At 47.6% G+C, this 17638-nt stretch carries 18 protein-coding genes; 13 read left to right on the top strand and 5 right to left on the bottom strand.

All coding sequences use genetic code 11. The features are described from left to right. Positions 1 to 403: 403 nt before the first annotated feature. The 7 genes from NSS79_RS24105 (at position 404) to NSS79_RS24075 (ending at position 3960) form a co-directional block, all read left to right on the top strand. A complete protein-coding gene (locus NSS79_RS24105; RefSeq protein WP_342436430.1) occupies positions 404 to 1012 on the top strand; it encodes a sigma-70 family RNA polymerase sigma factor in 609 nt (202 codons plus the stop codon). Beyond that, complete coding sequence (locus NSS79_RS24100) at positions 1009 to 1182, top strand: YvrJ family protein (protein WP_342436429.1); 174 nt, start codon at positions 1009 to 1011, stop codon at positions 1180 to 1182. Before NSS79_RS24105 ends, NSS79_RS24100 begins: the two co-directional genes overlap by 4 nt. Next, a complete protein-coding gene (locus tag NSS79_RS24095; RefSeq protein ID WP_342436428.1) occupies positions 1179 to 1445 on the top strand; it encodes a helix-turn-helix domain-containing protein in 267 nt (88 codons plus the stop codon). The genes NSS79_RS24100 and NSS79_RS24095 overlap by 4 nt, the downstream gene beginning before the upstream one ends. Then, positions 1442 to 1750: a hypothetical protein gene (locus tag NSS79_RS24090; RefSeq protein ID WP_342436427.1), complete on the top strand. Its 309-nt coding sequence runs from the start codon at positions 1442 to 1444 to the stop codon at positions 1748 to 1750. The genes NSS79_RS24095 and NSS79_RS24090 overlap by 4 nt, the downstream gene beginning before the upstream one ends. A 133-nt stretch (positions 1751 to 1883) precedes the next feature. Next, positions 1884 to 2285, top strand: a complete 402-nt coding sequence (locus NSS79_RS24085; protein WP_341094934.1) for an RrF2 family transcriptional regulator — start codon at positions 1884 to 1886, stop codon at positions 2283 to 2285. Positions 2286 to 2380: 95 nt separating this feature from the next. Continuing rightward, complete coding sequence (locus tag NSS79_RS24080) at positions 2381 to 3277, top strand: methyltransferase domain-containing protein (RefSeq protein WP_342436426.1); 897 nt, start codon at positions 2381 to 2383, stop codon at positions 3275 to 3277. A gap of 161 nt (positions 3278 to 3438) precedes the next feature. Then, on the top strand, positions 3439 to 3960 hold the full coding sequence (locus NSS79_RS24075) for a hypothetical protein (RefSeq protein WP_342436425.1): 522 nt from the start codon (positions 3439 to 3441) through the stop codon (positions 3958 to 3960). 88 nt (positions 3961 to 4048) lie between these two features. Here NSS79_RS24075 and NSS79_RS24070 read toward each other — a convergent pair whose 3' ends face one another. After that, positions 4049 to 5407, bottom strand: coding sequence for a response regulator (locus NSS79_RS24070; RefSeq protein ID WP_342436424.1), 1359 nt, complete (start codon positions 5405 to 5407; stop codon positions 4049 to 4051). Next, the gene (locus tag NSS79_RS24065; protein ID WP_342436423.1) at positions 5385 to 7115 is read right to left on the bottom strand and encodes a histidine kinase; all 1731 of its coding nucleotides are present in this window, start codon (positions 7113 to 7115) and stop codon (positions 5385 to 5387) included. The genes NSS79_RS24070 and NSS79_RS24065 overlap by 23 nt, the downstream gene beginning before the upstream one ends. Positions 7116 to 7379: 264 nt before the next feature. Between NSS79_RS24065 and NSS79_RS24060 the strand changes: the two genes are divergently transcribed. From NSS79_RS24060 to NSS79_RS24045, 4 genes are read left to right on the top strand one after another with little or no spacing between them, the layout of a single operon-like run. Then, positions 7380 to 8324, top strand: a complete 945-nt coding sequence (locus tag NSS79_RS24060; RefSeq protein WP_342436422.1) for an ABC transporter permease subunit — start codon at positions 7380 to 7382, stop codon at positions 8322 to 8324. 15 nt (positions 8325 to 8339) lie between these two features. Next, positions 8340 to 9209 (top strand): carbohydrate ABC transporter permease, encoded by an 870-nt coding sequence (locus NSS79_RS24055; protein WP_038595090.1) that lies wholly within the window; start codon positions 8340 to 8342, stop codon positions 9207 to 9209. 23 nt (positions 9210 to 9232) lie between these two features. After that, positions 9233 to 10909 (top strand): hypothetical protein, encoded by a 1677-nt coding sequence (locus NSS79_RS24050; RefSeq protein ID WP_342436421.1) that lies wholly within the window; start codon positions 9233 to 9235, stop codon positions 10907 to 10909. A 4-nt stretch (positions 10910 to 10913) separates the two neighbouring features. Further along, complete coding sequence (locus NSS79_RS24045) at positions 10914 to 11666, top strand: family 43 glycosylhydrolase (RefSeq protein ID WP_342436420.1); 753 nt, start codon at positions 10914 to 10916, stop codon at positions 11664 to 11666. An 825-nt stretch (positions 11667 to 12491) separates the two neighbouring features. On the opposite strand, the gene NSS79_RS24040 is transcribed toward NSS79_RS24045, so the two are convergent. Next, positions 12492 to 14114 (bottom strand): MDR family MFS transporter, encoded by a 1623-nt coding sequence (locus NSS79_RS24040; RefSeq protein WP_342436419.1) that lies wholly within the window; start codon positions 14112 to 14114, stop codon positions 12492 to 12494. Between the two features lie 22 nt (positions 14115 to 14136). Further along, entirely contained in the window at positions 14137 to 14565 is a 429-nt protein-coding gene (locus tag NSS79_RS24035; protein ID WP_342436418.1) for a MarR family transcriptional regulator, read from the bottom strand. A gap of 411 nt (positions 14566 to 14976) precedes the next feature. Here NSS79_RS24035 and NSS79_RS24030 point away from each other — a divergent pair, with 411 nt between their 5' ends. Both NSS79_RS24030 and NSS79_RS24025 read left to right on the top strand, forming a co-directional pair. Continuing rightward, a complete protein-coding gene (locus NSS79_RS24030; RefSeq protein WP_342436417.1) occupies positions 14977 to 15315 on the top strand; it encodes a hypothetical protein in 339 nt (112 codons plus the stop codon). A 16-nt stretch (positions 15316 to 15331) separates the two neighbouring features. Continuing rightward, entirely contained in the window at positions 15332 to 15595 is a 264-nt protein-coding gene (locus tag NSS79_RS24025) for a hypothetical protein (protein WP_342436416.1), read from the top strand. A 59-nt stretch (positions 15596 to 15654) separates the two neighbouring features. On the opposite strand, the gene NSS79_RS24020 is transcribed toward NSS79_RS24025, so the two are convergent. Continuing rightward, a complete protein-coding gene (locus NSS79_RS24020) occupies positions 15655 to 17592 on the bottom strand; it encodes an NAD(+) synthase (RefSeq protein ID WP_342436415.1) in 1938 nt (645 codons plus the stop codon). Positions 17593 to 17638 lie beyond the last annotated feature (46 nt).

The raw sequence follows: 17638 nt of genomic DNA, 5'->3' as shown, positions 1-17638 counted from the left end.
CCGTTCCAATGCGGTGATATAAAACATAATAGAACCGGATAAAGAACGAATGTATCCCCTTCAATACTTGATTGTTGTCTGAACAACTCCCGTAGTTCTCTAATTAAATGGATACGGAAGCACTAGACCAGTTGTTGCCACCGATTTGCCGAGGAATATTAATCAACATTATCTTGATGACAAGGTCTTCGCACTTTGAAGCTTCAAAATAAGATAATGATTTATGACATAATTTTGTAAACTTCTAACTGTTATAAGTGGTATAATAAGAACAAGTGTTCCCTCATTTAATAAAAAAGGTTATTAAAGGGAATTTAAAGAACATTTGTTCGAGGGTTTGTTTTTAACCAATTTTTTTCACTTTATACATATATATCAGAAAGAGATGGAGGAGGGATACTCTTTGTATTCAGATATGCATTCTCAACTATTTCCTATTCAAATAGAAACAAATAATGTGGCTAAATCCGACCCAGTCATTCAAAACTTTTTTAGTGAAGTAGAGAATTTAGAACTTCTATTGGAAGCTAATAATGGAGTTAAAGAGAGCCAGAAGGAACTAGATAAACGTTTTCAGATACACTTCTTTCAAATTCGATTTGTTGCATTTATTGTAAACAATATTAAATTTTGTGCTATTGATCAATTTAGAACTCAACAGAAACGGAATACACGTTTTCCACTCATATTTGATCAACCTCTATCGTACGAGAAAGATTCAAAAAGCCTAGGTGAAACCCTTATACAACATCAAGATGTTCTCCAGGAATCCGCAATCACCATTGATCCTGACTCCTTTGAATTTTCACTAACTAATGATAATTTAGCACGTGCTTTCACACAACTCTCAGCAAAACAACGTTTTATTATTACTCTTCGATATGGCCTTGGATATCATGATAATGAAATTGCAACATTTTTAAATATCACTCCACAAGCAATTGGGAAAACTAAAAATGCAGCACTTAAGAAATTAAAAAAATTGATGACTGAAGGGAGAGGGACTATTTGAGTGATACTCAAATTTTATCAACTGTAATAACAGCGGTTAGTCAGGTAGGTTTTCCAATTGTAGTTGCAGGATATCTGCTTATTCAAGTTAAGAAGACGTTAGATTTGTTATCAGAAAATATTTCCCGTTTGATTGATGTCATCAAACAAACAGAGAGAGCACACAAATGAAAAATGACATGTTTGAATTAGTAGCTAAAGCTCAAGCAGGTGATAAAGATGCCCTTGAAGAGGTGATTTCCTTTTTTCTTACTAGTATTCGGCATGCAATATCAAAAACTATGCCAGAATATAGAGATGATATTGAGCAAGCGATAATTGAATTAATAATAAAAAAGGTACTCACTTATGATTTAAATAGCATCCCGGACTTTAACTCATTTTTTCAACAACTCAAAGAGGGCAGCACACAGATCAGAATATTACATCAATGACACAACTCATAAAAGGCACTTCAGTAAAAAAGAATTGGGCCAAGTATATCCCAGTCCTCTACATCGAACCCGAAGAGCCACTAGCGGAAAAGAAATTGCTCATTTCCCTAAACGGCTTGTGTGGGGCAATCGAAGAATTGACTCCTAAATGGCAGGAGATAGTCACAAAAGGATATATCGTCCTGACCTTTGAAAATGCAGGAAATGGCGAACGCGAAACGGAAGCGCCGGGCAATATAGTGGGTAAACTTATAAACTTTCAAACCACTAGCCTGCTCGATCTGCTCTCTTCATGCTGTGATTGATAATTTTCTAAAATTCTCAGCATGTAATAATCTGGAATACTTCGCAAATCTGCTACATAACAGAAACAGCAGCTTGCAATTCGAATGAATAAAAGCTATTATAGACTAATAAAGTCTTTGATTGAGGTGGAAGATGAAGTATTCAAAGGCAACAAATTATGCGCTGCATACGATGCTCTTTTTGGTGGTGGCTGCGTCCGACAAGCCGGTAGGCGTACAGCAGCTGGCAGAGCGGCAGGAGGTTTCCCCTACGTATCTGTCCAAGATATTGACCAAACTTGTGAAAGCTGGACTGATCGAGTCGGCATCGGGTGCGAATGGCGGTTATCGGCTTAAGCGCAAGAAGGAAGACATTTCATTTCTCGACATCATTCATGCCATTGAAGGCACGGCCTCGTTGTTTGATTGCACGCTAAATCATCCCAGCGAGTGTCTGATTCAGCAGGAAATGGTGGAAGCTGAACGGCGGATGGAAGATTATTTGCGGAATAAAAAAATCTCCGAGCTTGCTGCACAGATAACGGTGGCTTTATAACCGCCGTTATTTTTGCAATTAAATTATAGATATAATAAGTCTGTTAAGTCTATTAAATGCAGGCTAAATGATATTCAAGAAAGGGATGAGCAAAGATGGCAACAGATTTATTTGATATTCAATTGTGGGAGCAGGCGTGGAAGGAGGACCCCTCATCCACGGCCAACCAGATGAAGCGTGCTGGCATTGATCCCACGCATGGGTTCGATCATAAGGCCAAGGTGTTTGATGAAGAGGTATTCAGTGAAGGCGGAAGACGCAGGAGCGAGCGGATTATCGGCTGGATGGAAGGGCAGGGAGTGGATTTTGCCGGACTCAGCGTACTGGATATCGGTGCGGCTTCAGGGGGCTTCAGCGTACCCTTTGCCGAGCGCGGGGCCAAGGTTACCGCTGTTGAGCCCAACGTACCGCTGGCTGATTTATTTGAGGCCAATACAGCCCGTGTCAGCCCCGGAAAAGAAAAGATAACCTTAGTGCGTGAAGCATTCGAGGACCTTGACATAGCTGCAATGGGCTGGGAGAAAGGGTTTGATCTGGTATTCGTCTCCATGTGTCCGGTGATCATTGACTGGGATAGCGTGGAGAGAGTGCTGAGCTGTGCCCGTCAATATTGTTATATCAGTACTTCAGCTGGGAGCAGACAGCATAGTCTTATTCATGAGGTGATGCCGCTGCTGACCGGGAGGGAGATGCACCCGGATTCCTCAGATATGGCGTATTTGAACCATCTGCTTTACTTGAAAGGCTATGCCTATGAGTCCATTGTGACACGAGAAATGAAAAGCACCGAACTTTCCGTAGAGGCGGCAATTGAAGAGGTCTTGCAACTGTTGAAGATGCATCATCTGCCTGCCCACGAAGTTTCCCGGAATATTGTTACGGATTATATACACAGCACGTATCAGGAGAAGAAGGTAACGGTTCAGCAGGGCGGACGTTTCGGCAAGGTGCTGATCCGGCTGCAGGATCAGAATATGTACAGCAAATCATAAAACGTAGAATCAACCGCTTTTAAGGTGTATTTTCCTTGTGGAAATACGCCTTTTTTCTTTGCGGCCGCAGCAGAATGCGAAAATTGTCGGCCAACCATTTCTATCAGGAGCTGTAAAATGCTAAGATAGTAGTACATTATTTAACGGGGAGTGAATTTCTTATGAAAAAGATTGCTGCCGGATTTCTTGCCGGGGCAATACTGATGGTTAGTGCGCAGGTGCTTGGGGCTACCTCTAGTCTGGTAGGAAAGAAAATCCAAGCGGAATATACAGTCAACGTGTACGGCAAGAAGCTGGTAGATCCGGCCATAATCATTGATGGAAAAAGCTACGCCCCGGTGCGCGCCATCGGAGAACTGGCTGGCTATAAGGTTTCGATATCCGGCAAGAATATTAACCTGGATGAGAAAGATAGCGGAGCGGGCGCATTGGCCAATGATAAAAATACCAATGCCGTCCTGGGACCGCGGCCGACCGCAACACCGGACCCTTTGCCGGCGGTCACCAAAAATAAAATCAAGCAAATTGACGAAAAAATTGATACTGTTGTCGATAACATTCTGGTCACCAGCAGCCTGCTGAAGACAGATGCCAATAATGCTGAATTGAAGCTTAAGCTGGAGCAGTATAAATCGGAATACACAGATCTGCTGAAACAGAAGGATCTGGAGCTGCAGAAGTAAGGAAGAGCAGTCATGCTTTCCCGTTAAGTGATATAAATACAGGGCGGTCCCCATTCACTCACTTAGAGGATGGGGGCAGCCCTGTTTATTATTGAATCTGTTGCCTGCGGTATTGATAAGGTGTGATACCATACTGGTCCTTGAACAGCTTGATGAAATACTGCGGCTTCTTGTAACCGACCAGATGAGAAATATCGATTACATGCAAATTGGATTCTATCAATAGCTGGGAGGCTTTTTCCAATCGTTTGGCTGCAATGAAGTTTGATAGATTCTCGCCGGTCTCCTGCTTATACACTTTGGACAGATAGACAGGATGAAGATGAACAATTTTACCCAGATCGTCCAGGCTCAAACCATCGCCGATATGACCGGCAATATGAGATTGTATGGTTTGGACAATATGGCTGTTAGACAATTTTGCGCTTCGCTCGAGTTGTGTGATGCAGAGCAGAATGGACTCAAGTGCAGTGTCCGGTTCTGCCAGTTGACTGAAGATCCAACCTGCGACCTCAACCTGCTGCAGCCGGCTGGCAGTGAAATACACCCGCTGAATAAAGTCGAGCAGATATAAGATTTTCTGCTTTCTGGACCCAAGCTGGGCGAAGGTCTTGAGAATGTTCTTTCTGGTCAGCTCCCATTCTCCCGGCTCCCACTTAGGATGAGCAGTACAGTCCTGCAACAGGGTACAGTCACCCGCGCGAACTTCCTCCTGGTAATAAAACTGGCAGAAGATATGCCGGACGGCATTCTTCCGGGTAAATTCAAATTTCTCCGAAAAGGAAATATTGCTGATGCTGTGCGCTAGCTTCTGAGCGTCGGATTCCAGGATTAATCCTGCCAGCCCCGAGCCTGTTGTCCAAATCAATTGATCCAGCTCCCGGCTGTTGTCTCTTAAGGTGATTTCATCTGCTCCCCCTGCTTCTGGAACCTGAAAGAAGCAAAAGGTCTCCTTCAGCAGCACGGTGTCATAAGCGCTGAAATCAGTGCCTGCGGGGGAGGGTCCGCCAATAACGGACAGCAGATAACCCAGTCCGTCAAATTTCTCCCACTTAATCTGGGGCTTCTGCTGCTGCTCATCAATGCTTTTGAGCACTTGCTTCATCGCTTTCTCCATATCCTCTTTATCTACGGGCTTCAGCAAATAATCCAGAGCACCCAGCCGGATCGCTTTCTGCGCATAATCAAATTGGGAGTAGCCCGAGAGAAAAACCACTTTGGTCTTAAGCATGTTCTCATTAATATGCTCCAGCAAATCAATGCCGGACACCTCAGGCATGCGGATATCCGTAATCAGAATATCAATCTGATTCTGATTCAATAATTGCTTGGCTTCAACCGAATTGGTTGAGGTCACAATCTGGTGTATGCCGAATTTCTTCCAATCCAGCAGATGTTTTAAGTATTCAACAATGTAATGTCCGTCATCCACAATCAGTAATCGCATGTTCTCCTCCTTCATCCAGCGAGAAATCAATGTAGGCCATCACGGACAAGCCGCCCCAGTCATTGGTGAAGAAACGCAGGCCGCTTAATTCGCCGTAAGCATTTTTAAGACGCTGATGTATATTCCACAGACCGATTCCTCTGGAGCCTGGCGGAGGGGATTCGCTTTCGACCCTTGCTGCCAGCAGAACGATTTGCTCCGCCGTAAGCCCCTTGCCGTCATCCGCAATTATGATCAGTGCACCGTCATCAAGAGCTTTTATTTCTATGGATACCCGATGGGCGCCTTGCCGCTCCTCAATACCATGCTGGATGGCGTTCTCTACGATCGGCTGGATAATGAGCGGCATAATACGATGTTCTCCCAGCTCCGGGGGCAGGTTGATTTCATAATGAATCTCTTTGCATAGGGACATGATGGATAAAAAATGATCCGCAAGCTGCAGCTCAGAGGCCAGAGTGGCGTCATGGCGATCCAGCTTCGTCAGATAGCGGTAATATTCAGCCAGATGTTTGCTCATCTGCATGACAGCCTCCGGAGACGTCTTCGCCATCGACATAATAAAGAACAGGCTGTTATACAGAAAATGCGGATTGATCTGCGCCTGCAGCTGCTTCACCTCAGCATCTCTCCGCAGCTCTGTTTCAATCTTCAGGGACGCAAACAGATTCTGGGTTTTGAGCACCATGAGGTTAAAGCTTTTGAACAGATTAAAAAATTCATTAACGGGATTCTCGCTGATCCGTGTGCTGTAATTCCCTTGCTCCACCTGATAAAATTTCTTGCCCAGCAAATGAACATTCCGGTAGAAATTACGGTAGAACATCAGAATGACGATCAGCCCAATAATCAGAATGACCAGGATACTGCCTACGAATACCTGCTGATTCCGGTCCAGCGGATTCAAGAAATCACTCATCCGTGTATATGTCACAAGATATGTGTCAATAGGCTCGATATATTTAGACAATACATAATAGTCGTCCTCGCCGGTATGATAGTCAAATTTCAGGATTCTCTGCGTATCCGGTGTAATCGTCTCCTTGGCTTTTTGCTCGATACGGCTGTCTACAGGTTTGCCGCTGATCACCAGGTTGTCGTTCACAAGGAAAAAAGCATTGGAGCTGTCGCCGTTAACCGCTTTGCCCAGCAGGCTGACCAGATATTCCTTCTTGAGCTTCACGCCTACGATGTATTGAATATTTGCCGGGTTTTTGGGCTGATGGATGTAGGGGTAGACTGAAAAATAATACAGGCTGTTATTATAGGTCTGCCAGCCGCGCTCAGTGACCTGTTCGAAGGGAAGCTTAGCCAGCGAATCATGGCCGGTCTGAATAAAGGTGCTATCCGGCTTCCAGTAAATCCCGATGGATTCCACCGCCAGACTCGAAAAGAGCTGATCCGATAACCGGTCCGAGATTTCATTCTTATTCATCTGTGCATCATAATTGCTTAATTCCTGTTTCCGGCTCTGATAGAACCGCACATCATTGTCGGCGGTATACTGGATACCGTACATGCTTGCCTCGGAGATGACGCCATCCATAATGCTCTCCGCATAAGCCAGCTGATTTTTGGAGGAGTTGATCAGACTTTCCTGAATCGTTCTTGAACCCAACGTATTCATGATAAAAAACAGTCCCAGCGTAAGCAGCAGAAAAAAAACGAAAAAGTAGATGAACCGTTTCATATTCACTTTTTTAATCATAATCACTTCCTCGTTCCCCAAAACTGGCGGTTGCCGGATTCGTATCATTCTGTATAAATCTATCATAATTCATTAAATTCAAAAGAAAAAGATAATCCAGCCGTAAAATGAAAGCGCTTATCAAACATGTTTAGGGATTGGTTATGATCTTTAGATTAAGACATTTTAGGATGAAAGCGCTTTTGCTAACATTAAACCTGAAAGAAAAACTTCTTGGCATGATAAAAGGGGGTAACACAAATAGCTCAGGTTATAAATACCCAAGTGGGGACGTTAAAGACAGATGACAGGAAAAAAAGCAGCAAAAATCCCTGGAACAAGGAGATCAGGAAAAACTGGCCGCTGTATGTGCTTTGTATCCCGGCACTCGTATTTGTTCTTATCTTTGCGTACGGACCGATGGTCGGACTGGTGATGGCTTTTCAGGATTACAAGCCCTGGCTGGGACTTACCGGCTCAACGTGGATCGGCTGGGACAACTTCGCGAGAATCTTCCAGTATAAAGAAGCGACACAGGCCATTACCAACACGCTCATCATTGCTGTAATCAAAATTATTGTCGGCATTATCGTTCCGATCTTCATGGCAATCCTCTTAAGTGAAGTCAGAAATGTGGGAGTCAAGAAAAGTATCCAGACCTTGGTGTATTTGCCCCATTTCTTATCATGGGTAACCGTTGCCGGAATTATGATTGATATTCTGGGACTGGACGGCGGCATTAACCACTTTCTGTCCAATCTGTTTGGATCGAAACCAATCTTCTTCCTGGGGGACCCGGTCTTGTTCAGGCCGACGGTTATTATCAGTGACCTGTGGAAAAATTTCGGCTTCGGCATGATTGTCTACCTGGCGGTCATCACCGGGATCGACCCTTCCTATTACGAGGCTGCTGAGATCGACGGCGCTTCACGCTGGCAGCAAATCAGGCATGTTACTTTGCCAAGCATGATGCCGATGATCATCGTCATTGCTACGCTGAGCCTGGGGAATATCCTCGATGCGGGTTTTGACCAAATCTTCAACCTGTACAATCCGCTTGTCTATAGTACAGGAGATATTATCGATACGTACGTGTACCGCTCTTCCTTATTGAATGGACAATACGGGTTCGGTACTGCCGTCGGGTTGTTCAAATCTGGCATCAGTTTTATATTGATCGTCGTTTCATACCGGATTGCCTATAAGGTTGCCAACTACAAGATATTCTAGAAAGGAGCATGGAGAGTGTATCATAAGTCCAAGGGATATAAGATCTTTTCGTTCTTCAATTATATATTTCTGATTCTGATTGCATTATCATGCTTCTTGCCTATGCTCCATCTGCTCGCGCAATCTCTTAGCAGTAAAGCTGCGATAAATGGCAATCTGGTCTCTTTTTGGCCGGTGGATTTCAATGCGGACGCTTATGTCAAAACCTTTAAAAACTCCAACTTCACCGGTTCCATGCAGGTATCCGTGTTCAGAACCGTACTGGGAACCTTAATCAGCATGTTTATTATTACGACTGCGGGTTATGCCTTATCCAAAGATTTCCGCGGACGCAATGCCTTGATGTGGGTCTTCATCTTCACCATGCTGTTCTCCGGGGGATTAATTCCGTCCTATATCCTGGTCACGAAGCTTGGATTAAAAGATACAATCTGGTCCTTGGTGCTTCCGGGTGCCTTTGGCGCGTACAATTTGATTCTGATCATGAATTTCTTCAAGACCATTCCGAAGGCGCTGGAAGAAGCGGCGTTTATCGACGGAGCTTCATTCTTCGTGATTTTCCGCAAAATCTACCTGCCGCTGTCGCTTCCCGGCTTGGCCACTGTGGGATTGTTCATCATGGTCGGGCACTGGAATGCCTGGTTTGACGGCATCTTGTATATGTCGAATACTGAGAACTACCCGCTGGCTTCGTTCCTGCAGACGGTCGTCGTCCAAGGCTCAGCCCAGAGTATGGCGCTCAGCCAATCGGAAGCGGCAGCGATGTCGGAGCAAAGCATCAAGGCGGCCCAGATTTTTATCAGCACCTTGCCGATCATTCTGGTCTATCCTTTCCTGCAAAAGTATTTTGTGAAAGGCATCGTGTTAGGTGCGGTCAAAGAATAACCCACTATAAAGGAGCCTACTCAATGAAAAAAACAGGTGTTTTACTCTCCGCCGCTTTACTGATGACTGGATTGCTCGCCGGCTGCGGCTCGGATAACAAGGGATCAAGCTCCGCTGCGGAAGCAACGCTTAAGGACGGGAAATATGATCCTCCGATTACGATCAGCATTGCGAAGCAGCAGGATGAAAATGCCGGCAAATACATCAACGGCGAAAGCCTGAATGACAATGTCCTTTCCCGCTGGGGTAAAGAGCATCTCGGCATCCAGATCGAGACCACACTGCTGGGCGGCGATGCGACCCAATATAACACCAAGCTGCGGCTCGCGCTCACCGGCTCCGAGAAACTCCCGGATGTTCTGCCTGTCTATGACACCTCACTTGAGAATGACTTGATTCAGTCCGGGCTGGTCAAAGATATTACAGAGGACATCAGCAAATATATGCCTGAGCGGCTGAAAGAAATTTATAAGGAATACCCGACGGCCTTCAATCCGGTCATACAGGACGGCAAGGTGTACGGCATGCCGATTGCCCCCAATTTGACGGAAGGCCAAGTGATGCTCATCCGTCAGGACTGGCTGGATAAGCTGAACTTAAAGGCACCGACAACCATTGATGAGTTTGAAAAAGTGATTGCTGCCTTTACGAATGATGATCCCGACGGCAATGGCAAACAGGATACCTACGGATTTGATTTCTCCGGTAAGGATTCCTACAATACAGGCTGGGTCAGTGACTCCGTGATGATCTTCAGTGCCTATACCGGCAAGCATCTTCCGGGCCAATGGTATAGCGGGGACGGTAAGCTCACTTACGGGTCGGTTGCCGAAGGAACCAAGGATGCGCTTGCCAAACTCCGCGACTGGTATTCGAAAGGGTATCTGAACAAGGAATTGGCTACACAGGGCGCATGGGATGCACTGGCTGACTTTACCGAAGGCAAAGCAGGTATTATCATTGGCCGTCCTTGGCTATATGGCAGTGTAAAGGATGTTGAAACTAACGTTCAAGGTGCCAAAATCAGTGCTTATCCCACTATCAGCGGTGTAAGCGGAGATAAGACCTACCAATCCGGTCAACAGAATGACGGAGTGTTCATGTTCAATAAGGATTTCAACAATATGGAAGCCTTCTTTCTGTACTACGACAAGCTGTACGATGCGGCATTCGGCACGGGTGACTTCAAGTACGGATATGCCGAAGGTTATGATTATGATACCGTAAACGGCGAAGTTGTCTTTGATTCCAAAAAATTCAACACGCCCATGGATGCTGCACAAGGCGTAGGCAAGATGTCCTTTACTAAGAATACGCCAAGCGTTGACGGCCCGGGCAAATCGTTCTATGATCTTGCGCAAGGTGCGAAGCCGGATAATGGGGTTCTGATGAGATCGGCAGCCAATGATCCTACCGCCAAAGACGGATATGTTATTTCTTATGAGAACAGAGATGTGCTGCTTCCCAACGCCTTCAACGGACCGCCGACCAAAACGATGCAAACTTCGTGGGAACAGCTGAACACCATGGAGAAGGAAACCTTCACAAAGATCATTTACAGCAAAGAACCGCTTGAAGCTTACGACACCTTTGTTAAGCAATGGCATGACAAAGGCGGCACGCAAATTACAGAAGAAGTGAACGATTGGTACACTAATGCCAGCAAAGTCGATGTAATGTCCAATATGGGCCTGAAATAAGCCAATGATGGAAAATAACCTAAACACGGCTGTCATTCAAAACGGTGTTCCGCTGATGGACACTAACGGAAATCCCGTACATGCACATGGCGGACATATGCTCTTCGAGGATGGGTTCTATTACTGGTTCGGAGAAAACCGCACAGGACGGCGTAAAGTGAGCTGCTACCGCTCCGCGAACCTGGCGGACTGGGAATGGAGGAATGATGTACTGACGCTGGATTCTCCGGTACGGCCGATTTATCACCGCACTTCCCTGGAGCTGGAACCCGGGGAAGCACAGAACCGCGGGTACGGAAAGGGGGCTGTCATCGAGCGGCCGAAAGTGCTTTACAATGCGCTTACCGGCAGATACGTCATGTGGATGCATTGGGAGAACGGGCGTGACTATTCCGACGCGCGGTGTGCGATTGCCGATTGCGGGACAATCGACGGAGACTATGTCTTTCGTGGCAGCTTTAATCCGGTAGGCAACATGTCCCGGGACTGCACCCTGTTTCAGGATGACGACGGTACGGCCTATTTCCTGGCCGCGGCCAGGGAGAATGCAGACCTTATCATGTACCGGCTGTCACCGGATTATCTCAGTATAGAGGAGCAGGTGAAGACATTGTGGCCGGGGCAGGCGCGCGAAGCTCCTGCGCTGATGAAGCGGGGAGGCATCTACTTTCTGATCTCGTCAGCTTGTACCGGCTGGCTGCCCAACCAGGGCGCGTATGCCTGGGCCGGCAGCTGCCCGGCCGCTGGTCGCCCCTGATGCCGCTTGGCGACATTACGACTTACGACACTCAGCCTGCATTTATCGTTCCTGTAACGGATACCGCGCAGGGCCAGACCTCTTACTTATATGTGGGTGACCGCTGGGACCCTGCGGATTACTACGCCTCGTCCTATGTGTTTCTACCGCTTGAGTTCCCGTCTGAAAGAGAGATGCGGCTTACGTGGGGAGACCGGCTGACTATAGATCTCGGTTCGGGAAGAATGACGGCGGAATACAGTTCCGGCAGCGGGCTGTTCCGGCTGAAGAGTGTGGGCACAGAACTTTATCTTGCCGCAGCGGGTGAGTTTGGAGAACAAGGCCAAGCGCTGAGTGTGGAAGTCCGCAAGCTTGCTTATAGCGATAAGCAACAGCAATGGGCCGTGGAGTACAGCGATGACGGTACTGTAAAGCTCATGAACGGGGAGTTCACATTATGCTCCAGAACTTCCGGTGCCTTGACACTGGAGGCTGCACCGGACAACCTTGATAAATCAAGCTGGCTGCTAACAGAGACGGAAGAAGAGGCGCTGATTATCAGCTCCAGGGACAGCAAAGTGCTTAAGGCAATGAGAGATTTAAGGGAAGGACCGGGCCGGGTGTTCCTTGAACCGGAATCTGCTCATGATCCACGCCTTGGCCCGGATAGGCAGTTGTTTCAGCTGATACCGGTAAGATAACGGGCTGACAGCCGGTCTTATAATTATGAAATCATTTATTTCTGAGAAATTCCTTACTGACTACACTAAAAGGGCAATCCCGGGTCATAGTGACCATGGATTGCCCTTTATTTAGAATATTAGAATATGATTTAATCCATTATACTTAAGCTTTTTCTACCGTAAGCTTGGAAGGATTCAAGCCTTCCGTTTCCCCTTCAGCAGGAGCCTTGTTCGAAGTGCGGAGCGGCAGCTCCTTCAGGAAGAAGACCAGAATAAAGGCGACAACCAATACGATAGTCCCTGTCAGGAACACGGTGGACAATGTCTGGCCCAGAGCGTCACGGATGCTGTCAATCATCTGAACGAAGATCGGCTGGGCATCGGCTGGCAGGCTGGCTTGTGTCTGCTCAAGCAGCGGCTTGTTCATCAGCGCCTGCGGATTGGCGAAGGCTGTCATCTGCTGGGTCACTGCCGGATCTAGCTGAGAGAAGTCTGCTGCCGAGGAAGACTGCAGGGCTTCCTTGAGATGTTTCGTAAGATTGTTCGACATAACAGTCCCCATCACTGCGATACCGATGGTGCCGCCAAGGTTACGGAACAGCTGCGACGAAGCGGTAACTGCACCAAGCTCCGTATGGGAAACTGCATTTTGCGTAGCCAGCGAGAATACAGGCATACCCAGACCAAGGCCGAGACCGAATACGATCATACTCAGAACTGCCATTGGCACATTGTTCATGAATACCATAATCGCCATGCCGGCAATCATAACCGGTACGCCGATCAAGGCATAACGTTTGTATTTTCCTTTTTTGGCGATCATCTGACCGGTAAAGGTACTGGCAACCACCATAACGATCGACATCGGCATTGTGACATAACCGGCGTAAGTAGCGGAGATACCTAGCACACCCTGCACGAAGAACGAGAGATAAATCATCGCGCCCATCATGCTGAAGTTCATAATGAACCCGATCAGGTTGGAAATCGTAACTACACTGTTTTTAAATAGATGAAGCGGCAGAATCGGATTCTTCGCTCTGGTTTCGGTGAAAATAAAGATGAGCAGCGAAATAACGGATCCGGCTAACAGGCCAAGAATTTGGGATGAACCCCAGTCATATTCTGTACCTGCCCAAGAGAAGGCCAGCAGCAGCGGAACAATGGTCGTAGTCAGGAACAGTGAACCGAGATAGTCGATGCTTGTAGACTCTCCGCGTTTGGCTTTCGGGAACAGGGCCAGGATCAGCGCAAAAGCAACAAAGCCGAGCGGCAGGAAGATCCAGAAGAGCCAGTGCCAATCCATATGGTCAACAAGATAACCGCCGAGTGTCGGTCCGAGTACACTGGAGAAGCCGAAGACAGCCGTCATTAGGCCCATCCATTTGCCGCGTTCACGCGGAGGGAACAGGTCGCCTACAGCTGTGAATGCGGTGGACTGGATAATACCGGCGCCCACGCCTTGAATCCCGCGGTAAAAGATGAACTGATACACATCATCCGAAGTACCGGTCAGAAAAGCTCCGACCATAAATATCAGAATCCCTGCCAGCAGAAAAGGCTTGCGGCCGAACATGTCGGACAGCTTGCCGACAAGCACCGTGGCGATTGTTGAAGTCAGCATGTAAATATTAATCGTCCAGGTATAGTAATCCATACCGTCCAGTATCGCGATAATACGCGGCATAGCCGTGCTGGTAATCGTCTGATTGATCGCGGCAAACAGCATAGCTGCCATAATGGCGATCATAATGGTAAGCTTGCGCTTATCAGATAAATGTTCCATTGATTTTTTCCCCACCGTTTTTTTATTTTTTGTCTAATTCCGAAATTAATACTCCAAAAATTCTTCTTAAATGTGCGATATCCTCATCAGGCAAGATGCTGAAGTAGGAGCCCATGATCTCCTTCTGTTTTTTATGCGCCTCCTCGATTGCAGCTTTTCCTTCCTTCGTCAGTGTAATATGAACCACTCGTCGATCGTCAGCCGCCCGTTCCTTCTCGACGTAACCTTCAGCAAGCAGCGAGTCTGTAACACCTGTGATTGCCGCGGGGGTCATGTTAAGCGCAGCGGCCAGCTGGGATACCATCATCGGGCCTTCCTTGGACAGAAAATGCAAAGCCTTGAATTGGGTCAGGCTAAGGGCAAAGCCTTGTTTATTCCAGCCCTGAGCCATTCCTTTCAGAAACGTTTTGAACATGGTAGAGATTTCAAAAAAATCATTGGGATCGGACAAAACTTCACCTCCGAAAGCTGTATGGAAAAACGCGGACAAGTTAATTTAGTGTTTAATGATTAAGTGATAAATAGTTAAATACTAAATTATTAATCTGTGAATCAATATATCACCATTTTTTTATCCCGTCAAGACAACAAGCTAGTGAAATTTTCTTTGATTCTAATCGTTAAGAAGTAAATGGTTAAATACTAAAATAATAAACCGTGAATCAATATATCATCAAACTTTTATCCAGTCAAGAATGATATAAGTGGAATTTCATCGGATTTCTTGCCGTAAAAAGTGCAGGATAGTTCAGTTATGTCCCATAATAGATCATTTATGTTTATTTCCCGCCGGGGTACTATTAATGCTGGAGAAGTTCGGCACCAAAGAGATTATGAACTTTGATTAGGAGGAACCTATTTTATGGAAGCCTATTTGTTTGTGCATTTTAAGGAGAAAAAGACTCCTGACGGAGAACAGGTCTATTTCGCACTCAGCATCGATGGATTCAATTGGGAAGCGGTTAACGGGGGACAGCCTGTTTTATGGAGCAATTTGGGTGAGAAGGGCGTCAGAGATCATACCATCATCAGAACACATAACGGCAAATTTTATATTCTTGCGACTGACCTGAGTCTGGCCAATTGTTTCCACACCAAATACAAAGGGGATTGGTCCAACATTGGCAGGGATGCGAGCAAATGCCTCTCCTTGTGGGAATCGGAAAGGCAGAACTCTTACCGGAGAGTACACCCGAATTGAAGCATTTGATGAAGAAATGGCCAAGCTGGGCCACAGTGCTTATGAAGCACCTACAGCATTTAAGCTGAGCAACGGCAAATGGTGCCTGATGCTGGACTTTTTCGGTGTGGAAGGGGAGGGTCAGGGCTACGTTCCTTTTATAGCGGATGAAATCGACAGTGGACGGTTTATCCGCTCAGACGAGAGCTTCAGCTTCCCGTACGGTTTCAAGCACGGCACAGTGCTGGCTATTACAATGGAAGAATACAACCGGATCAAGGAAGCATTCGCCGGACAATAGAGCAAAAGGAGCATCCGCCAGCGCAGCGGATGCTCCTTTTTGTTCATAAGCCTGTATCTCTACAATTCCTCGACTTCCCGCAGCCAGAGCGCGGCGGAAGCGTCGCTTGGCATCCGCCAGTCGCCGCGCGGTGAAAGACTGACGGTCCCGACCTTCGGGCCGTCCGGCAGGCAGGAGCGTTTGAACTGCTGGGTGAAGAAGCGGGTGATGAATACTTTCAGCCACCCGACCAGCTGTTCCCGGGTATAGCCATCGCCGAAGGCATGTTGGGCGAGGTACAGGATTTTGCCGGGGGAAGCGCCGGTGCGGAGCATATAATAGAGGATGAAATCATGCACAACATAAGGACCGAGTATATTTTCGGTCAATTGGACAATTTCCCCTGTCTTTGAAGGCGGCAGCAGCTCTGGGCTGATCCCCGTTTCAATAACGCTGTAGAGCAGTTTGTTCACCGTCTCGTCCGCTTCGTGATCCGCGTACCAGGCGACGACGTACTGGATCAATGTCTTCGGAATGCCTGAGTTGACACTGTACATGGACATATGGTCCCCGTTATAGGTACACCATCCAAGCGCCAGCTCGGACAAGTCGCCGGTGCCGATGACGATGCCGCCGTTTTTGTTGGCCAAATCCATCAGGATTTGTGTCCGTTCCCTGGCTTGTACATTTTCATAGGTCAAGTCATGAACATCCTTGTCATGGCCGATGTCCTCGAAATGCTGCAGACAGGCTGCCTTGATATCGACAACCTTAAGTGAAGCTCCAAGCGCTTTGATCAGGCCGACAGCATTGTCGTAGGTCCGGTTCGTGGTGCCGAAGCCCGGCATCGTAACGGCGAGGACGTCGCTTGCCGGGCGGCCTAGCAGCTCCATGGCCCGTACGGCCACCAGCAGCGCAAGCGTGCTGTCCAGGCCGCCGGAAATGCCGATAACGGCCTGCTTGGTGCCGATATGGCGGATTCTTTTCATCAGGCCGGAAGTCTGGATGGAGAGGATCTCACGGCAGCGTTCGTCGCGCTGAAGCGGATTGCCGGGAACAAAAGGATTAACGCCGACGGTACGAACGAGTTTCCGTTCACTGTTAAGGAGGGCAGGCTCCGCATACAGCACCTCACGATAATTGCGGCCGCCCTTTCCGGCGCGGAAGGTACCCATGACCGCGCGGGAATACTGGATTTTCGGGATGTCGATATCGGCGATGATGATCCGGCTCTCATGGGTAAAACGCTCCGATTCCGCAAGTGTTAGACCGTTCTCGGCGATCAGGGAATGGCCGCCGAATACGACATCGGTTGTGGATTCGCCGGCATTGCAGCCGGCGTAGACATAACCTGCCACGCAGGAGGCGGACTGGCTGGAGACAAGCTGACGGCGGTAGTCTGCTTTGCCTACCAGCTCGTTGCTGGCTGAAGGGTTAAACAGCAGCACAGCGCCGGCTTGGGCTAACAGACTACTCGGTGGAACGGGAACCCACAAGTCCTCACAGATTTCAACGCCAAAGGATAAATTGCTGTTCGCTTCACATGCGAAGATAAGATCATTGCCGATGGGAACGGTGATTTCCCCGAGACGCAGCTCTGTAATTTCAAGCTCTTCGGCACCTGCAAACCAGCGCGGTTCATAGAACTCACTGTAGCCGGGAATACAGGTTTTGGGCACAATGCCCAAAATGTTTCCCTGCTGGATGACGGCGGCACAGTTGAACAGCCGTCCCTTAATGGCAATGGGCAGTCCGGCAATGACTACCATGTGAAGTCCGGCACTTGCGGCGGCAATGCTATGTAGGCTCTTCAGAGCCGCATCCAGCAGCGCGGGCTGCAGGAATAAATCTGCACAGGTATAACCGGTGATGCAAAGCTCGGGCAGCACCAGATACTCTACCTGTTCCTCGTCCGCCTGCTTGATAACCTCAATAATTTGTGCTGCATTAAACTCGCAGTCAGCCACCCGCAATTCCGGGGAAGCGGCAGCCACCCGCGCGAATCCATAATTATGCATTGGTTTCACCTATCCTTTTTATAATAACGCGTTTCTAATAATTGTA

Source organism: Paenibacillus sp. FSL L8-0436 (assembly GCF_038593025.1).
GTDB lineage: Bacteria > Bacillota > Bacilli > Paenibacillales > Paenibacillaceae > Paenibacillus_AQ.
The sequence above is the reverse complement of the archived record's forward strand: the minus strand, read 5'-3'. Positions and strand labels throughout refer to the sequence as shown.